General features: G+C 62.1%; 21 protein-coding genes. 3 read left to right on the forward strand and 18 right to left on the reverse strand.

What is annotated here, in order from left to right; translation table 11 throughout:
* Positions 1–214: 214 nt before the first annotated feature.
* Positions 215–367: a DUF3309 family protein gene (locus BLT00_RS17855; RefSeq protein ID WP_018606531.1), complete on the forward strand. Its 153-nt coding sequence runs from the start codon at positions 215–217 to the stop codon at positions 365–367.
* A 64-nt stretch (positions 368–431) separates the two neighbouring features.
* Here the strand turns inward: BLT00_RS17855 and BLT00_RS17860 are convergent, their stop codons facing one another.
* The 11 genes from BLT00_RS17860 to ccmA form a co-directional block, all read right to left on the reverse strand.
* Entirely contained in the window at positions 432–2,525 is a 2,094-nt protein-coding gene (locus BLT00_RS17860; RefSeq protein ID WP_063322380.1) for an LTA synthase family protein, read from the reverse strand.
* Positions 2,526–2,914: 389 nt separating this feature from the next.
* On the reverse strand, positions 2,915–3,322 hold the full coding sequence (locus BLT00_RS17865) for a hypothetical protein (protein ID WP_072341675.1): 408 nt from the start codon (positions 3,320–3,322) through the stop codon (positions 2,915–2,917).
* Between the two features lie 14 nt (positions 3,323–3,336).
* Positions 3,337–4,539, reverse strand: coding sequence for a c-type cytochrome biogenesis protein CcmI (gene ccmI / locus BLT00_RS17870; protein ID WP_063322382.1), 1,203 nt, complete (start codon positions 4,537–4,539; stop codon positions 3,337–3,339).
* Positions 4,532–5,005, reverse strand: a complete 474-nt coding sequence (locus BLT00_RS17875; RefSeq protein WP_003199166.1) for a cytochrome c-type biogenesis protein — start codon at positions 5,003–5,005, stop codon at positions 4,532–4,534. Before BLT00_RS17875 ends, ccmI begins: the two co-directional genes overlap by 8 nt.
* Positions 5,002–5,538: a DsbE family thiol:disulfide interchange protein gene (locus BLT00_RS17880; protein WP_063322384.1), complete on the reverse strand. Its 537-nt coding sequence runs from the start codon at positions 5,536–5,538 to the stop codon at positions 5,002–5,004. The genes BLT00_RS17875 and BLT00_RS17880 overlap by 4 nt, the downstream gene beginning before the upstream one ends.
* Positions 5,535–7,523, reverse strand: coding sequence for a heme lyase CcmF/NrfE family subunit (locus tag BLT00_RS17885; protein WP_063322385.1), 1,989 nt, complete (start codon positions 7,521–7,523; stop codon positions 5,535–5,537). The genes BLT00_RS17880 and BLT00_RS17885 overlap by 4 nt, the downstream gene beginning before the upstream one ends.
* A gap of 3 nt (positions 7,524–7,526) precedes the next feature.
* The gene (ccmE, locus tag BLT00_RS17890) at positions 7,527–7,982 is read right to left on the reverse strand and encodes a cytochrome c maturation protein CcmE (protein ID WP_092144945.1); all 456 of its coding nucleotides are present in this window, start codon (positions 7,980–7,982) and stop codon (positions 7,527–7,529) included.
* Positions 7,979–8,155 carry a heme exporter protein CcmD gene (gene ccmD / locus BLT00_RS17895; protein ID WP_003199159.1) on the reverse strand — a complete coding sequence of 59 codons (177 nt, stop codon included), beginning with the start codon at positions 8,153–8,155 and terminating at the stop codon, positions 7,979–7,981. Before ccmD ends, ccmE begins: the two co-directional genes overlap by 4 nt.
* Complete coding sequence (locus BLT00_RS17900) at positions 8,152–8,907, reverse strand: heme ABC transporter permease (RefSeq protein WP_063322387.1); 756 nt, start codon at positions 8,905–8,907, stop codon at positions 8,152–8,154. Before BLT00_RS17900 ends, ccmD begins: the two co-directional genes overlap by 4 nt.
* Before the next feature lie 94 nt (positions 8,908–9,001).
* Complete coding sequence (ccmB, locus tag BLT00_RS17905) at positions 9,002–9,670, reverse strand: heme exporter protein CcmB (RefSeq protein WP_003199151.1); 669 nt, start codon at positions 9,668–9,670, stop codon at positions 9,002–9,004.
* A complete protein-coding gene (gene ccmA, locus BLT00_RS17910; protein ID WP_092144947.1) occupies positions 9,667–10,302 on the reverse strand; it encodes a cytochrome c biogenesis heme-transporting ATPase CcmA in 636 nt (211 codons plus the stop codon). Before ccmA ends, ccmB begins: the two co-directional genes overlap by 4 nt.
* A gap of 199 nt (positions 10,303–10,501) precedes the next feature.
* Here ccmA and BLT00_RS17915 point away from each other — a divergent pair, with 199 nt between their 5' ends.
* Positions 10,502–12,073 (forward strand): flagellar hook-length control protein FliK, encoded by a 1,572-nt coding sequence (locus tag BLT00_RS17915; RefSeq protein ID WP_092144949.1) that lies wholly within the window; start codon positions 10,502–10,504, stop codon positions 12,071–12,073.
* Entirely contained in the window at positions 12,070–12,399 is a 330-nt protein-coding gene (locus tag BLT00_RS17920; RefSeq protein WP_063322390.1) for an EscU/YscU/HrcU family type III secretion system export apparatus switch protein, read from the forward strand. The genes BLT00_RS17915 and BLT00_RS17920 overlap by 4 nt, the downstream gene beginning before the upstream one ends.
* A gap of 259 nt (positions 12,400–12,658) precedes the next feature.
* Here the strand turns inward: BLT00_RS17920 and BLT00_RS17925 are convergent, their stop codons facing one another.
* The 7 genes from BLT00_RS17925 to BLT00_RS17955 form a co-directional block, all read right to left on the reverse strand.
* Positions 12,659–13,054: a DUF2802 domain-containing protein gene (locus BLT00_RS17925; RefSeq protein WP_003183966.1), complete on the reverse strand. Its 396-nt coding sequence runs from the start codon at positions 13,052–13,054 to the stop codon at positions 12,659–12,661.
* Position 13,055: 1 nt separating this feature from the next.
* Positions 13,056–13,541 (reverse strand): chemotaxis protein CheW, encoded by a 486-nt coding sequence (locus tag BLT00_RS17930; RefSeq protein WP_003199144.1) that lies wholly within the window; start codon positions 13,539–13,541, stop codon positions 13,056–13,058.
* A gap of 72 nt (positions 13,542–13,613) precedes the next feature.
* Positions 13,614–14,489, reverse strand: coding sequence for a CheW domain-containing protein (locus BLT00_RS17935; protein WP_063322391.1), 876 nt, complete (start codon positions 14,487–14,489; stop codon positions 13,614–13,616).
* 96 nt (positions 14,490–14,585) lie between these two features.
* Positions 14,586–15,377: a ParA family protein gene (locus BLT00_RS17940; RefSeq protein WP_053120309.1), complete on the reverse strand. Its 792-nt coding sequence runs from the start codon at positions 15,375–15,377 to the stop codon at positions 14,586–14,588.
* 49 nt (positions 15,378–15,426) lie between these two features.
* On the reverse strand, positions 15,427–16,311 hold the full coding sequence (gene motD, locus BLT00_RS17945) for a flagellar motor protein MotD (RefSeq protein WP_072341651.1): 885 nt from the start codon (positions 16,309–16,311) through the stop codon (positions 15,427–15,429).
* A 15-nt stretch (positions 16,312–16,326) separates the two neighbouring features.
* Complete coding sequence (locus BLT00_RS17950; RefSeq protein ID WP_063322393.1) at positions 16,327–17,067, reverse strand: flagellar motor protein; 741 nt, start codon at positions 17,065–17,067, stop codon at positions 16,327–16,329.
* Complete coding sequence (locus BLT00_RS17955) at positions 17,067–18,200, reverse strand: protein-glutamate methylesterase/protein-glutamine glutaminase (RefSeq protein ID WP_072341648.1); 1,134 nt, start codon at positions 18,198–18,200, stop codon at positions 17,067–17,069. The genes BLT00_RS17950 and BLT00_RS17955 overlap by 1 nt, the downstream gene beginning before the upstream one ends.
* Between the last annotated feature and the right edge of the window lie 43 nt (positions 18,201–18,243).

An 18,243-nucleotide genomic window follows, 5' to 3' on the forward strand; every position in this document is an offset into this window, starting at 1 on the left:
TCCGGGAGAGATAGGCCGAGTGTAGCGAAGGCGTTCAACGGACCCACGCTCCATCAGAGTGCTGAATGGCGAGGGCAAACCGTAGGCGCTACAAAAACTTTGAATTTTCTACAAGGCGCAACGGTCGGACTTATTAAGCCGCCCGGATTTAACGCATGCGCGCTGGTAGTTGGAAGTTGTATCACTCCAGAACTGACCAATAAGGAAATCTACAATGGGCACAATACTTATCATTATCCTGATCCTCCTGCTGATCGGTGGCCTCCCCGTCTTCCCGCACTCAAGAAGTTGGGGTTATGGCCCGTCCGGTATCATCGGTGTGGTGTTGGTGGTGCTGTTGATCCTGCTACTACTGGGCAAGATATAAACCACTCAGTAAGCGCAAAAAAAAAAGAGGCCTTGGCAGGCCTCTTTTTTATGTGCGCCGTTTATCAGTCCGGCTTGCCGTCAACAACGCCGGCGGTGTTATCCAGCAGGCTCTTGGTCGCGGTTTGCAGGAAAGATTCGAGCTTGAGTTTCATCGGCGCGGTGTCCGGTGCATTCGGGATGATTTCCGCACCTGGGTTGGCGCCCAGTTCATAGCGATACATCTTCGGTTCCATTTCCTTTTCCTTCGGCAGGACCAGGATATGGTCATCGCGGATGATCGCCGTGGTCTGCTCGCTGCCCGACGGCTTGATCACACCAAAACCGGGATCGCCTTGCGGCAGGTTCAACAGGTCACGGCCCCAGCACTGGTTCCGTACTTGCCCACCGATCCGGCCCATGATGGTCGGCACGATGTCGACCTGAGTACCTACGGTGTGATTACGCTGGCCGAATTTCTCCTGGACGCCCGGGCCGATCAACAGCATCGGCACGTTGAAACGGCCCAGGTCCATCTCGGTGATCTGGCGTTCGTTGCCAAAGCCATGGTCGCCGACCACGACGAACAGGGTTTCCTTGAAGTAAGGCTCCTTGCGGGCCTTCTCGAAGAACTGGCCCAGGGCCCAGTCGGAGTAGCGCATGGCGGTCAGGTGTTCGTTCAGCCGACCACGGTCGGTGACCGGCTCGACCGGCAACGGCGTCGGCAATGCATAAGGGGTGTGGTTGGACAGGGTTTGCAGCAAGGCATAGAACGGCTTGCCGTTTTCCCGCGCCTTGAGCTCGATCAGGCCACGGTCGAACATGTCTTGGTCGGACACACCCCAGGTGGGATCGGAAAACACCGGGTTCACATAGTCGTTACGCCCGATGAAGTTGGTCATGCCCTGGCTGCTGAAGAACCCCGACTGGTTGTCCCAGGCGAAATCGCCGTTGTAGACATACACGTCGTCGTAGTCACGGGCGCTGAGCAGTTGCGGCAGGCCTGACAGCTTGTGGCTGCCCTCCGGCGTCTGCATCAGGTATTCGAAACCCGGCAGGTTCGGGAAGCACGCCATGGTGGCGAACATGCCCTGGTGGGTGTGGGTGCCGTTGGAGAAGAAACGGTCGAACAGCAGGCCTTCCTTGGCCAGTTTGTCCATGTAGGGCGTGATGTTGCCCGGCGCGCCCAAGGCGCCCACCGAGTGACCGGCCATGCTTTCCATGAGGATCACGACCACATTCTTGATCGGCAGGGTCTTGTCCGCCGGTGGCGTGTAGTCGCGGCGCACGGCGGCTGTCGCGGTATCCACCAGTTTATCGTCAGGCATCACCAGCATGTCGCGCACGGTCTGCTGCGCCAGCGGTTGCTCAAGGGTGGCTTTCCAGATGTTGTCGCGGTCTTCGGACATCCGGCTCTTGGCCGCCGCCACCAGCGACAAGGTGCCGTTGAGGCCCAACTGGTTGGCGAAGTTCGAATCGGTGGTGTAGACGTCGCCCCAGCGCAGGGGCGGCCCTTGGCGCAAGGTGCCGCGCGCGGCGGTCACGGCGACCAGCAGGCAAACGACAAACACCGCGACACGCCCATACCACGGGGCGATCTGCCGAGTGCCAATGGTGCCGCCACTGAACGGCCCGCGGGGACGCGTGGCGCGGTCGGCACCCTTGAACGCCAGGCTGAGGATAATGGTGCCACCGGCCCACGCCAGCAGGTAGCGCACCACCGGGAAACCGTACCAAAGCATGCTCATCACGGTTTTCGGGTCTTCCTTTACATACTGGAAGACCAGGCCGTTGAGGCGCTGGTGGAATTCACGGTAGAAATCCATCTCCATCAAGCCCAGGAACAGCGCGATGCTGGAAGTGACAGTCAGCCAGAAACGAAAGAACCCACGGGCCGCCATGGCCCTTGCGCTGAACAACGCCAGCAACAACGGGATGCAGAGGTAGACCACCAGGCGCAAGTCGAAACGCAGGCCGTTGACGAAGGCTTCAACGAAGGTCGAAGCCGGCGTGTCGAGGATCATCTCGCGGTTATAGACCAGCAGCGCCACGCGCAGCAGGCTGAACATGACCATCATCACCAAGGCACAAAGCAACGTGTAGGCCAGGTGCGATTTGACAGTCGGTTGCAGCAGGCGATGCGTAGTACGCTGCTGACTCAGGGCGTCCGGGATTGCCATGTCGTTTAAGGACCCTATCGGAATTGGAGTGACAAAAAGAAACAACGGCGCGCCCTCTGTTGGCCAAAGCCTGGCCCCGGGGCTTGCGCGAGTGCGCAAATGTTGCACGAACGGCTATGGCATTGCCATTAAATAACCGACGGCGATATGAGCGCGGGGGATTGTCCGCAAGATTCAGTGAAAATTTCGTTCAAAGAATATCCAGAAACACAAAATCCCCGGTCTGCTGATGAAGTTGAGCCGAACGCTGTTGTGGAGAGGGGATTTATCCCCGTTGGGTCGCGAAGCGACCCCATCACTGTGGATTCAATCTGCCTGACATACCGAGTCATCAGGTTTCAGGGCTGCTTCGCAGCCCAGCGGGGATAAATCCCCTCGCCACAGGGACCTTAATGAAACTGGCGTCCAAGACCCGCCGGCACGCCTTCGATGGTGGTGTCTTCCCATGGGCCATTCGGGCTGACGGAACGGCTCCAACCATTGTTCCAGCGGTAATAGGTTCGCTGGCGATAGAACGTGTTCGTCTGGTTGTCCAGCACATAGACCCCAAGCTTGGCGTCCCAATGGCTGTTGCCACCCGGCGGCGGGGCGAAGCTGGCGGATGTACGCGGCAGCGGTTTGGCCGGTTTGTTCGGGATGACAGGTTTGCCCGGCGGTGTGGACGGGGCCGGTTTGCTGGTCGGGGTCGACGGCGGGATCGGTGGCAGCGGCGCCGAGGGCTCCGACGGACGCTGGACCGCACAAGCGCTCAGGCCCATGACGAGCGTGAGCAGGGTGATACGAGCGATGGCGGTCATGGTGCGAATTCCTGTTATTTGTCCGGACTGTCGATGGTCAATTGTTGCTGCGCCGTGGTGCTGCTCGCCAGGGGCTGGCTGCGGCCGATCCACTCACCCGCGGTCGGCTGGCCGGCCCGGGAGATGCGCGCCACCAGTTGGACTTCGGGGAAGTTCGACAGTTTCAACTGCGGCATCATGGCGTCCGCGTCGCCCAGTTCCACCGTGACCGGCAGATCGGCGACCGTCAGGCGCTTGGCGGCCAGCGGCGCAGGTGGGCCGGAAACGGCGCGAGCGAAGATGAACACACTGTCGCCCGGCTGCACCTTGGCCTTGAGTGCCGGCGCCAGGTCCACGCGCACCTTGAGCAATGCCGCAGCCTTGGCGATAGGCGCCTGGGCGACCTTGCCGCCACTGGCCTGCAGCTTCTCGGTGGCACGGGTAATGCCGCCCTGCAGCGCCTCCCGGGACTTGTCGCCCTCCGGCAGTTGCGCGAGCAGACGCCCCCAGTAGTCGATCGCATCCTGATAACGCTCGCCTTCAAACGCGGCGATGCCCAACAGGCCGAGGCTGGTGACTTCCTTCGGATCGAGTTTGAGCGCTTCGTCGGTCAAGGCCTGGACTTTATCCGACCATTTCTTGCCATCGGCGAAATACTGCGCCTGGGCCCACTGGCCCAACAGTTCCGGTTGACGACCGGCGACGGCCACGGTGCGCTCGAAGAGCTTCGCCGCGTCCGCCGGCCGATCCTGCGCCATGTAGGTACGCCCGAGGAAGTACAGCCCCTCGGCATTATCCGGCTGCGCCGCCACGGCGCGTTCCAGGCGCAGGGTCATCTCTTCCATCGACTGCGGCGCCTGGGCGAATTCACGGGTCAGCTCGACCTTGTCACTGGCACCGAAATGCAGGTAAAGCGCCAGGCCCAAGACTGGCACCAGCACAGCGGCGAGCAACGGCAATGGCTTGCCCAACCGGGATTCGCGCGGTGTGTCGGCGCCCTCGGTGTCGGCGAGCAGTTCACGGGCGGCTTCGGCGCGACCGGTGTCCAGTTGCGCCGCGTTGAGCACACCCTCCTCCCGCTCGGTCTGCAATTCGGCGACACGTTCCTGATACAACGCCACGTTGAGTGCGGTACGGTCCTCCTCCAGTTGGGCGCGGCGACCGCGCAGCACAGGGATCAACAGAAAACTCAGGGCAACCAGAAGAAGCAGACCTGCGGCGAGCCAGAAATCAATCATGCTTGGTTTTATCCAACAGTTGGTCGAGGCGCTGGCGCTCTTCGACAGAAAGCGTGTCCGGGGCGGCGGTGCGCTGGACCCGGCGGCGGCGCACGATCACTGCAATGACAACGAAACCACCAAACAACAGCCCGGCGGGGCCGAACCAGAGCAGCGCCGTCTTGGAGGACAGGGCGGGGTTGTAGCGCACGAACTCACCGTAGCGATCGACCATGAAATCGATGATCTGCTGGTTGTCCTTGCCCTCACCGAGCATGCGGAAGATTTCCTTGCGCAGGTCGGCGGCAATTGGCGCGTTGGAGTCGGCGATGTCCTGGTTCTGGCACTTGGGGCAGCGCAGTTCCTTGGTCAGTTCGCGAAATCGCTCGCGCTCGCCGTCGTTGGCGAATTCGTAGGTATCAATGGCGGCATGGGCCACACCGGCAAGGCTCAGGCCGAGGATGGCGGCAGCTAACCAGCGCTTCATGGCTTGGCCTCGTCCACCAGTGCCTGATACTTGGCGGCCAGTTTCTCGCGCCAGACCTGCTCGTCGATCACGCCGACGAACTTGTCGCGGATGATGCCCTTGGCATCGATGAAGAACGTTTCCGGCGCGCCGTAGACACCCAGGTTCAGGCCCAGGGAGCCGTCTTCATCGCGAATGTCCAGTTGATACGGATTGTGGAACTCGGCCAGCCATTTCAAGGCGTCGGCATTGACGTCCTTGTAATTGACGCCGTAGATCACCACCCCGTTCTGGGCCAGCTTGTTCAACACCGGGTGCTCGACCCGGCAGGAGATGCACCAGGTGCCCCAGACGTTGACCAGCGCCGGCTTGCCCAGCAGGTCGGCGCGGGTCAAGGTCTTGTCGCCCTGCACCGATGGCAGGGAGAAATCCGGGAACGGCTTGCCGATCATCGCCGAGGGCAACTCGCTCGGGTTCAGGTACAGCCCGCGGTACAAAAACACCGCCATCAACAGAAACAGCGCCAGCGGCACCAACATCAACCAACGTTTCATGCAGTGGCTCCCGTCATGCCCAGGGTCTCACGCACCCGGGTTTTCACCTTGACTCGATAACGACGATCCAGCGCCGCCAACACCCCACCCAGGCCGGTGAGCAAGCCACCGAACCAGATCCAGCGTACGAACGGCTTGACGTGGACCCGTACCGCCCACGCGCCGTCGCCGAGGGACTCGCCCAGCGCCACGTAGAGATCACGGGTGAAACCGGCATCGATGCCAGCTTCGGTCATGACCGAGTTCTGCACGGTGTAGAGACGTTTTTCCGGGTGCAGCACGGTGATTTCCTGGCCGTTGCGAATGACCCGTACAGTGCCTTTGTCGGACGTGAAGTTCGGGCCCTCGAAATGTTTGGCGCCCTCGAAAACGAACTGATAACCGGCCAGGTCCATGGACTCACCCGGCGCCAGGCGCAGGTCGCGCTCGGCACTGTTCTGGCTGGACAGCACCACGCCCAGGGCGCAGACGGCGATGCCCAGGTGGGCGACCTGCATGCCCCAGTAACTGCGGGTCAGAGTCGGCAGGCCCTTGATCAGGCCTTTGTGCCGGGTCTTGTCGAAGATGTCCCGCACACCCGCCAGCAATACCCAGGCCGCCAGCACGAACGTCGCCAACACCGCCCAGTTGAAATCGCCATACGCCACGCCGGCCACCACGGCCAGAGCGGCCGTGCCCAGCAGCACCGGGGTCAACATGCCCAGCAGCCACTTGACCGGGGTGTCTTTCCAGCGCACCAGCACACCGATGGCCATCACCACCATCAGGATCGCCATCAGCGGGATGAACAATGCATTGAAGTACGGCGGCCCCACCGACAGCTTGGCGCCGGACAACGCATCGAGCACCAGCGGGTACAACGTCCCCAGCAGGATCATCGACGCGGCCACCACCAACACCAGGTTATTGCCCAGCAACAGGGTTTCCCGTGACCAGAGGTTGAAGCCGACCTGGCTCTTGACCACCGGTGCACGCAGGGCGAACAGCGTCAGCGAACCGCCGACCACGAACAGCAGGAACATCAGGATGAACACGCCGCGCTCGGGGTCAGAGGCAAAGGCGTGCACCGACGTGAGTACGCCGGAACGCACCAGGAAGGTTCCCAACAAGCTCAGCGAGAACGCCGCGATGGCCAGCAACACGGTCCAGCTCTTGAACACCCCACGTTTTTCCGTGACAGCCAGGGAGTGAATCAGCGCCGTGCCCACCAGCCAGGGCATGAAGGACGCGTTTTCCACCGGGTCCCAGAACCACCAGCCGCCCCAGCCGAGCTCGTAGTAGGCCCACCACGAGCCAAGGGTGATGCCGATGCCGAGGAAGGCCCAGGCGACGATGGTCCACGGACGCGACCAGCGTGCCCACGCGGCATCGAGGCGCCCACCGAGCAACGCGGCGATAGCGAAGGCGAAGGCCACGGAGAAGCCGACGTAGCCCATGTAGAGCATTGGCGGGTGAACGATCAGGCCGATGTCTTGCAGCAATGGGTTGAGGTCGCGGCCATCCGTCGGCATCTGCGGCAGGATGCGCTCGAACGGGTTGGAGGTGACGATCAAGAACAGCAGGAAACCGGTGCTGATCATGCCCATCACCGCCAGCACCCGGGCCAGCATCACTTGGGGCAACTGCCGGGAAAACACCGAGACGGCGAAGGTCCAGCCGGCAAGGATCAACGCCCAGAGCAACAGCGACCCCTCATGGGCGCCCCACACCGCGCTGAACTTGTAGTACCAGGGCAAGGCGCTGTTGGAGTTGCTGGCGACGTACGCCACCGAAAAATCGTCAGCCATGAAGGCATAGGTCAGGCAACCGAAGGCAAACAGCATGAAGGCGAACTGGCCCCATGCCGCCGGCTGGGCCAGGCTCATCCACAAACGGTCGCCGCGCCAGGCACCGAGCAACGGCACCACGGCCTGCACCAGGGAAAAACACAGGGCCAGGATCATCGCCAGGTGGCCCAACTCGGGAATAAAGATGCCAGCAGTCATCGATCAGCCCTCCTTCACGGGAGCGGGCACCGACTGGCCGCTGTCTTTCAGCGCCTTGGTCACTTCCGGCGGCATGTATTTTTCATCGTGCTTGGCCAGCACTTCATCGGCCACCACCACGCCGTCGGCGTTGAGCTTGCCCAGGGCGACGATGCCCTGCCCTTCGCGGAACAGGTCCGGGAGGATGCCGCGATAGGTGATGGTCACGGTCTTGTTGAAGTCGGTGACATTGAACTTCACATCCAGTGAATCCCCGGAGCGCTCCAGCGAGCCTTTTTCCACCATACCGCCAGCGCGGATGCGGGTGTCCTTGGGTGCTTCACCGTTGGCGATCTGGGTCGGGGTGTAAAACAGGTTGATGTTCTGCTTCAGGGCACTCAGGGCCAGGGCGACCGCGACACCGACACCCACCAGGATCGCAAGAATGATGACAAGACGTTTTTTGCGCAGCGGATTCACTGACCGTTCTCCCGGCGCAGACGACGCGCCTCTTGTTGCAGATACCGCTTGCGGGCCAGGATCGGCACCGCCACGTTGAGGGCCAGCACCACCAGGCAAATGCCATAGGCTGACCAGACATACAGGCCATGATGGCCCATGGCGAGGAAATCGCCGAATGAAGCGAAACTCATCGAACGGCCTCCAGACTGTTCTGCACTTCGGCCTTCACCCAACTGGCCCGGGACTCGCGCTTGAGCACTTCCAGACGCATGCGCAGCAACAGCACCGCGCCGAAGAAACAGTAGAAACCCAACACCGTCAGCAACAGCGGCAGCCACATTTCGACGGGCATCGCCGGTTTTTCGGTAAGGGTGAAGGTTGCGCCCTGGTGCAGGGTGTTCCACCACTCCACCGAGTACTTGATGATCGGGATGTTGATCACGCCGACAATCGCCAGCACTGCGCAGGCCTTGGCGGCACTGTCACGATTGCTGATGGCGTTGCCCAGCGCAATAAGACCGAAGTACAGGAACAGCAGGATCAGCATCGATGTCAGTCGCGCATCCCAGACCCACCATGAGCCCCAGGTCGGCTTGCCCCAGATGGCCCCGGTGACCAGCGCCACGGCCGTCATCCAGGCACCGATGGGCGCGGCGCATTGCAGGGCTACGTCGGCCAGCTTCATCTTCCACACCAGCCCGACCACACCGCACACCGCCAGCATCACGTAGACGGACTGGGCCAGCAGCGCCGTGGGCACGTGGATGTAGATGATGCGAAAGCTGTTGCCTTGCTGGTAGTCCGGCGGTGCGAAAGCCAGGCCCCAGACCACGCCAGAACCAATCAACAACAATGCAGCGATGCTCAACCATGGGAGCAGTTTGCCGCTGATGCCGTAGAACCACTTGGGTGAGCCGAGCTTGTGAAACCAGGTCCAGTTCATTGTTGTTTCCATCACGGTTGCGGCTCGCCGTCACGAACCGCCGGGGCAGCCTTTACTTCCAAAGAAGTGGTCAATTTTTGACCAGGCCTCGTTATTATTCGCCGACGCTGATCTTCAGGCCAGCGGCTATTGCAAAGGGTGTCAGGGTTATCGCCAGGGCGGTCAGGCTCCCAAGCCACAGCAGATAACCGGTCGCGGGCATGCCTTGCAGCGCCGCTTGCAAGGCACCACTGCCCAGGATCAGGACCGGGATATACAACGGCAGGATCAGCAGCGCCAGCAATAGGCCGCCGCGCTTCAACCCCACCGTCAACGCCGCGCCCACCGCACCGAGCAGGCTCAACACCGGCGTGCCCAGCAGCAGCGACACCAGCAGCACCGGCATGCACGCGCCGGGCAGCCCCAGCATCATTGCCAGCAATGGCGAGAGCAATACCAGTGCCAGCCCGGAAAAAACCCAGTGTGCCAGTACCTTGGCCAAAACCAGAAGGGCCAGGGGGTGCGACGAAAGGACCCACTGTTCCAGCGAGCCGTCTTCGAAATCACTGCGGAAAAGCCCGTCCAGCGAGAGCAGGACCGATAAAAGCGCGGCGACCCAGACCAGTCCCGGAGACAAGGTTTGCAACAATTGAGTCTCCGGCCCGACCGCCAACGGGAACAATGCAATGACAATCGCGAAGAACACCAGCGGATTGGCCAATTCGGCCGGACGACGGAACAGCAGGCGCGCCTCGCGGGCAAGCAACAGGCCAAACACACTCATACGGCCCAGTTCCCCAGATCAATGTTGCGATAACCGGCCGGCATCCGCGCCAGCGTGTGGTGGGTGGTCAAGAGCACCATGCCACCGTTTTCACAGTGCTGGGCCAAGTGTTCCTCGAGTTGCGCGACGCCCTGCTTGTCCAGGGCGGTGAATGGCTCGTCGAGAATCCACAGCGGCGGGCTGTCCAGGTACAGCCGGGCCAGCGCCACGCGGCGTTGCTGGCCGGCAGACAGGGTGTGGCTCGGCACGTCTTCAAAGCCGCGCAGCCCTACCGCCGCCAACGCCTGCCAGATCGCTTCGCGGCCGACCGGCGTATGCAATGCGCAGAGCCAACTGAGATTTTCTTCGGGGGTCAGCAAATCCTTGATACCGGCGGCATGGCCGATCCAGAGCAGATTGCGGGCCAGCTCGCTACGCTGGCCGTGCAAGGGCTGGCCATTGAGCAACACCTGGCCGGCGGTGGGCTGCATCAATCCGGCGAGCAGGCGCAGCAGGCTGGTCTTGCCGCTGCCGTTGGGACCACTGATCTGCACCATATCGCCGGGCGAGAGTCTCAATTCGAGATTTTCGAAAAGCAGCCGCAAGTCACGCTCACAGGCGAGGCCAACGGTTTGCAGGAGAGGACTGGTCAAGGGATCGCGGGCCTTATACGGTTCAAGTCGGCGGTGCAGCGGCCGTTAAAGAGGTGCAGCATAGATGCTTTGACGGCCTGTTCCACAGAGCTGCGTCAAACAATTGCAAGGTTTTCGCCACTCCCTGAAAGACGGGCGGCATTATACATGTGATGCCCTACTCTCAAGAGGGCTTATTTTCCCCAGGGTAAGACCGCAGATGACAGGCGACATCAACATCCTGCCGCTGCCCCAGGCCACGGCAACGACGCGTATGCCAGCGGTGACGGGCGAGCTGCTCAAATTGCTGGCACCGGCCGAAGGGCTGATCGGCCCCGGCCAGACCGCCCAGGCCGAAGTGCTGTCGCTCAAGCAGGCGGACCAGACCTTCCAGTTGCTGCTCAAGGTCACATTGGAAAGCGGCCGCCAGACCACCGTGCAGGCCAGCAGCACCCAGCCGTTGCCACAGGGCACCAGCCTGGCCGTGACCCAACCGTCCGCCAGCAACCTGGCCATCACCGTGCAACAGGCCGTCGCTTCCAGCGTCGCCACCCTGACCCGGATCGACACCGCACAGTTGCCGGTCGGCACCCTGCTGCAAGGCAAGGTGCTGACCAGCCAGGCCCTGCCGCAATTGCCGGGGCAACCGGCGGTGTATCGCTCGTTGGTGAGCCTGCTCAACACCGCCCAGGCCGGCAGCACCCTGGACATCGACAGCCCGCAACCGCTGCGAATCGGCACGCTGTTGAGTGCCCAGGTGCAAGATGCCCAGACGCTGAAGTTCGTTCCGCTGAGCAACCGCCAGGAGCAATTGGCGGTGAGCCAGCAATTGGTCACGCAAATGAGCCAGCAGGGCTCGCTGGACAATCTGATCACCGTCCTGCAAAACCTTCCGGCCAACGATGACACCGGTGCCGAGCTGCGCGCCGCGGTGACACGCCTGTTGGCCAGCCTGCCGGATGTCCAGCAACTGAGCACGCCCAAGGGGCTGGCCCAGGCCATGGTCGCCAGCGGTGTGTTCCTGGAAAGCAAGTTACTCGCAGGACAGCCGCCGGGGCCGGCACCCGACCTCAAAGGCGACCTGCTCAAGCTGATCGCCCAACTGACGCCAGCCCTGCCCGCATCCACCAACCTCACGGCCATCATTGCCGCCAACACCCTGGCCCAAGTACTGCCCAGTTTTGTCCGCAACGCCCTGGGAACCCTCGGCCAGGTCAGCGCCAAGCCGCAACCCACCAGCTTCCCCCTGCCCTCGCGCCAGATGAAAGGCCAGGACGAAGAAGGCGACCTCGAACACCTGCTGCGCCTGGCCGCTGCCGCCGTGTCGCGCCTGCAAAGCCATCAATTGTCGAGCCTGGAGCAAACTGGCCTGACTGACGACGGTCGGCTGATGAGCACCTGGCAATTGGAAATCCCGATGCGCAATCTGCAGGACATCGTGCCCTTGCAGGTCAAGTTCCAGCGCGAGGAAACCCCGCCCCGGGAGCAACCAGACGAACGCCGTGAAGAACGCGAGCCGAAACAGCAGCTCTGGCGGGTGGAATTGGCGTTCGACATGGAACCGCTGGGGCCGCTGCAGGTTCAGGCGCAATTGCTCAGCGGCAGCCTGTCGAGCCAGCTGTGGGCCGAACGGCCGTACACCGCGAGCCTGATCGAAAGCAACCTGACAGCGCTGCGTGAGCGCCTGGTGACCTGTGGCCTGAACGTCGGCGACCTGGACTGCCACCTCGGCACTCCGCCCCAAGGCCCCAAGACTCGTCTGGAACAACGCTGGGTGGACGAAACCGCATGACAACCCACACCGAACCCCGCCAGGCCATCGCCCTCAAGTACGACGGCCACCACGCCCCGACCCTCACCGCCAAGGGCGACGAAGCCCTGGCCGAGGAAATCCTGCGGATCGCCCGGGAAAGCGAAGTACCGATTTATGAAAACGCTGAGTTGGTGAAGCTGTTGGCCCGGATGGAATTGGGCGACAGCATTCCGGAGGAGCTGTACCGCACGATTGCCGAGATCATTGCGTTTGCCTGGAACCTCAAGGGCAAGTTTCCCCAGGGCTACGACCCGAATGCGCCGAGTGCCGAGAAGGACGTGACGGACCGCGGCGAGGATTACTGATTACAGCAACGCTGTTCCCGTGGCGAGGGAGCTTGCTCCCGCTCGGTTGCGCAGCAACCGCAAAAAGATGGGGCCGCTGCGCGACCCAGCGGGAGCAAGCTCCCTCGCCACAGGGGCTGTTTGTTGGCTGGACTTTAGGGGAACGCCAGAAAAACCTGTGGGAGCGAGCTTGCTCGCGATGGCGGGCGCACAGTTGTGTTGACTGTTACACCGCTATCGCGAGCAAGCTTGCTCCCACATTGGATTGGGGTGAAGGCGATCAGCCGCCCTTGTGCAGCTTACTCATCAACTCCGCCTCGGCCTGGGTCAGGCCGCAAGCTTGGGTCAGTTCGTCGACGCTGGCGCCCATGCCCACCAGGCGGGCAGCCTGGGCGAAGGACAGGCTGGAGGGGTCGCGCTGTTCCAACTGGGCGAGTTTATCCGGCAACGGCGCGACCACGGCACGCAGCTCATGGAGCGCTTCGCCCATGCGCACGGTGCCGTTCTGGTAATCATCGACGCGCTTGGCCAGGTCCTTGATGCGCTGGTCGCGCAGCGCATCGCCCTGGGCCTGCTGAGCGGCGATCTGCCGCTGACCACGTATGTACGCCAAGAACATCGCCAGCGTGCCTGCCCAGAAAAGGAACAGGACAATGACTGCTACCTCAAGAATCAAATCAGATACTCTCCAGTTCCGACCACTCTTCTTCGCTCATCATCTTGTCCAGTTCAACCAGAATCAGCAACTCGTTGTTCTTGTTGCACACGCCCTGAATGAACTTGGCGGATTCTTCGTTACCCACGTTCGGCGCAGTCTCGATTTCCGACTGACGCAGGTAAACCACTTCAGCGACGCTGTCGACCATGATGCCAACCACTTGCTTGTCGGCTTCGATGATGACGATCCGGGTGTTGTCGCTGATCTCGGCATTCATCAGGCCGAAGCGCTGGCGGGTATCTATCACTGTAACCACGTTGCCACGCAGGTTGATGATGCCCAGCACATAGCTCGGTGCACCCGGTACCGGGGCGATCTCGGTATAGCGCAGCACTTCCTGAACGCGCATCACGTTGATGCCGTAGGTTTCGTTATCGAGCTTGAAGGTTACCCATTGCAGAATCGGATCTTCAGAACCCTTTTGAGACGACGCCTTATCATTCATACCCTGACCCCTCGAAAAACCGCCTGTGGCGGCGTGTATTCTGTCCGGCGACGCTGTGCGCCGCCGGTTGTCTTATTTCGGTTTCTGGACCGGCTTCTTGCTGCCGCCCAAGTGTTTTGCCCCGCCGCTGGCGATCAGCTCCGCCAGCTCGGAAACGTCCAGCAAGGCGCACATATGCTCGATCACCGTACCGGCCAGCCATGGCCGTTGCCCTCGATGGCTGCGCCACTTGATCTCGTTCGGGTCCAGGCGCAGCGAACGGCTGACCTGATGCACCGCCAAACCCCATTCGTAACCTTGCACCGAAATCACGTATTGCAGGCCCTGGCGAAAGTCATCGCGATAACGGTCCGGCATGACCCAGCGCGCGGTATCCAGCACCTTCAGGTTGCCGGCCTGGCTCGGCAGGATTCCGAGGAACCATTCCGGCTGGCCAAACAACGGCGTCAATTCCTGCCCGGCCAGGGAATAAATCGATCCCAGGCATACCAGCGGCACCGCCAGGGTCAACCCGGCCACATCGAACAACAAACACTCGAACGGCTCGGCAGCCCAGGCCGGACGGTCGTCGCCCGGCACCGGTGGTGGCGGGCTGCTCGGCGGCAGGTGGATTTCCACCACCGGCGTCACCAGGCCTTGCAGCAACGGGGCAACGGTCGAGACCGGCGCCAGGATCGGCGCAGGCGCGTCCATGACCGCCACCTGAGGCTTGATGAACGGTGCCTCGACCGCCGCAGCCACTACTGCTTTCTGTGCATCACGGGCCTGCTCTTCGAGCACGGCCGCCTGAAACTCATCCAGCACACCCTTGGCTTCGACATTCTCGGGCAACGCCTCGATCAGGCTGGGCTGTGGTGGCAATTCTTCGGTCGCTTCCTGCAACAGCCCATCCAGATAGGATTGCAGGGCCATTTGCGGACGCGAAGTTGTCTTTATCGGGCGGCTCATAGGAACAGTGCGCCACTTGAAGAGGTTATCGGCATGAATGCGGTAGGACTTGAGCGTTCGCAAGCGAACGCAGTGCCAGTGGAAAGCCTCGTCACCTTAAGCCACCTGCTGTGGAACAAGCTGCTGGGCCAACAGGTGCTTGAGCAGCGCCCGGTAGGCCAGCACGCCACGGCTCTTGCCATCGAATTGCGAGGGCGTCACACCCGCGCGGCTGGCGTCCCGCAAGCGGGTATCGACGGGGATATAGCCTTGCCAGATGTCCTCCGGGTACATGTCCCGCAACACCCGCAGGGTGCCCAAGGACGCCTGGGTGCGACGATCGAACAAGGTCGGCACGATGTTGAAGGCCAGCGTCTGCTTGCGCGAGCGGTTGACCATCGCCAGTGTATTGACCATGCGCTCCAGGCCCTTGACGGCCAAGTGCTCGGTCTGCACCGGGATCACCAACTGCTGGCTGGCAGCCAAGGCATTGACCATCAGCAAACCCAGCAACGGCGGGCTGTCGATGATCGCGTAATCGAAATCCTGCCACAGCTGCGCCAGACTCTTGGCGATTACCAAGCCCAGCCCGCTCTGCCCGGGCGACTGTCGCTCCAGGGTGGCGAGAGCGGTGCTTGATGGCAGCAGGGAAATCCGCTCGTCGCTGGTGGACAACAGCAACTGCCCCGGCAGGCCCTCGGGCACAACGCCCTTGTGCAGGAACAGGTCGTAGTTGCTGTGCTCCAGGCTATCGGGATCGTAGCCGAAATAGCTGGTCATCGAGCCATGGGGGTCCAGATCGACGATGACCACGCGCTTGCCCGCCTCGGCCAGCAACCCGGCTAAAGCGATGGAAGATGTGGTCTTGCCCACACCACCTTTTTGATTGGCGACTGCCCAGACTCTCATTCGGATCGTTCCTCCCGGCCGAAACAGGCTCGACCGAGAAATAGCTCGGTTATAAAGCGGGTGACGGAGAATTGACGGCACTCTGTCTTCCCGGCGACTTGACCGGAGCCGGTGCAGTTTGTGTGCCAGCCCGCTTCAAGGCGGCGTCCGGTTTTGCATTGGCCGTGCCGGTACCGGTCAGGCTGCGGCGCACATCGAGGTTACGCGACACGACCAACACCACGCGCCGGTTACGCGCGCGCCCCTCGGCCGTGGCGTTATTGGCCACCGGCTGGAACTCGCCATAGCCCACCGACGCCAGGCGACCGGGGTTCACGCCCTGCATGGCCAACATGCGCACGATGCTCGCCGAACGGGCCGAGGACAGCTCCCAGTTGGTCGGGTACTGTGCGGTACGAATCGGCTGGTCATCGGTGAAGCCTTCGACATGGATCGGGTTGTCGAACGGTTTCAGGATCGCCGCCACCTTATCGATGATATTGAATGCCATATCACTGGGCATGGCGTCGCCGCTGCCGAACAACAGGCTGGAGTTGAGCTCGATCTCGACCCACAGCTCATTGCCACGCACGGTCATCTGGTTCGAGCTGATGAGGTCACCGAACGCCGCGCTGATGTCATCAGCGATGCTTTTCAGCGGATCGCTGCCACCGGCGATACCGGCATCGACCTGCTCGGCATCCCTGACCAGCGGCTTGGCCGGCGTCGTGGTCTTGGGTCGCTCATCACCTATGGGGATGGGCTTGAGGGCGCGGTCGGAGTCGGAAAAGACCCCAATCAACGCCTCGGAAATCACTTTGTACTTGCCTTCGTTGACCGACGAAATCGAGTACATGACCACGAAAAAGGCGAACAGCAGCGTAATGAAGTCGGCATAGGAAACCAGCCAGCGTTCATGGTTGACGTGTTCTTCATGATGCCTGCGACGAGCCATTTTCCATGTCTCCCATCAGTCCATGAAGCCCTGGAGCTTCAACTCAATGGAGCGCGGGTTTTCGCCTTCGGCGATCGACAGGATCCCTTCCAGCAGCATTTCGCGATAGCGCGACTGGCGCAACGCGATGGACTTGAGCTTGGCGGCGATCGGCAACAGCACCAGGTTCGCGCTGGCCACGCCATAGATCGTGGCGACGAACGCCACGGCGATGCCGCTGCCCAGTTGCGATGGATCGGCCAGGTTGCCCATTACATGGATCAGGCCCATCACCGCACCGATGATGCCGATGGTCGGCGCGTAGCCGCCCATGCTTTCGAATACCTTGGCCGCCTCGATATCGCGACTTTCCTGGGTGTAGAAATCCACTTCCAGAATGCTGCGGATGGCTTCCGGCTCGGCGCCGTCCACCAACAATTGCAGGCCTTTGCGTGAGTAGCTGTCAGGTTCGGCATCGGCCACCCCTTCCAGGCCCAGCAAGCCTTCCTTGCGCGCGGTCAGGCTCCAGTTCACCACCCGGTCGATACCACCGGCCAAGTCGACACGGGGCGGGAACAGAATCCAGATCAGCACCTGCATGGCGCGTTTGAAAGCGCTCATGGGCGACTGCAACAGCGCCGCGCCAATGGTGCCACCGAGCACGATCAACGCCGCCGGGCCGTTGGCCAGCGCGCCCAGATGCCCACCTTCCAGATAATTGCCGCCAATGATGGCGACGAACGCCATGACGATGCCGATCAGGCTGAGCACATCCATTACAGGCAGGCCTCGACCAGGTGTCTACCGATGTCGTCCAGCCCGTACACCGCGTCGGCGAGGTCCGCCTTCACGATGGCCATCGGCATGCCGTAGATCACGCAGCTGGCTTCGTCCTGGGCCCAGATTGCACTGCCGCCTTGCTTGAGCAGGCGCGCGCCTTCACGACCGTCGGCGCCCATGCCGGTGAGCACCACCGCCAGAACTTTGTCACCGTAGGACTTGGCCGCGGAACCGAAGGTAATGTCCACGCAAGGCTTGTAGTTCAGACGCTCGTCACCCGGCAGGATTTTCACCGCGCCGCGACCATCGATCATCATCTGCTTGCCACCGGGTGCCAACAACGCCAGGCCGGGACGCAGGATGTCACCATCCTCGGCTTCCTTGACACTGATGTTGCACAGCTTGTCCAGACGCTCCGCGAAAGCCTTGGTGAACGCCGCCGGCATGTGCTGGATCAACACGATGGGGGCCGGGAAGTTGGCCGGCAACTGGGTCAGGACCCGTTGCAGTGCCACCGGGCCACCCGTGGACGTACCGATAGCGACCAGCTTGTAGGCTTTACGCTTGGGTGCCGGCGACGTTGCACTGGCGGGTGCCGAACGCGTCGGCGCAGGTGCCGGCGCGCTGCGTACCGGGGCCGGATTGAAACTGCTCGATGCCGTCGGCGCTGGCGCAGGGCTTGGCGCCGCAACCGGGGCTGGCGCCGGTGCGCTGTAGGCACCGACACGGCGATTGCTGCGGGAAATGCTGTGGACCTTTTCGCACAGCAACTGCCGAACCTTGTCGGGGTTGCGCGAAATGTCTTCGAAATTCTTCGGCAGGAAATCCACCGCCCCGGCGTCCAGCGCATCGAGGGTCACCCGAGCGCCTTCATGGGTCAGGGACGAGAACATCAATACCGGGGTCGGGCAGCGCTGCATGATATGCCGCACGGCCGTGATGCCGTCCATCATCGGCATCTCGTAGTCCATGGTGATCACGTCCGGCTTGAGCGCCAGGGCCTGATCAATCGCCTCTTTGCCATTGGTCGCGGTACCGACGACCTGAATACTCGTGTCCGCCGAAAGAATTTCCGAGACGCGGCGGCGGAAAAACCCCGAATCGTCCACCACCAGGACTTTAACTACCATAAACACTCCGTTAGACGAGGCGCGGCCCTGGGCCACGCCCCTC

Origin of the sequence: Pseudomonas sp. NFACC51, assembly GCF_900103575.1 — a bacterium.
Taxonomy (GTDB): Bacteria; Pseudomonadota; Gammaproteobacteria; order Pseudomonadales; family Pseudomonadaceae; genus Aquipseudomonas; species Aquipseudomonas fluorescens_Q.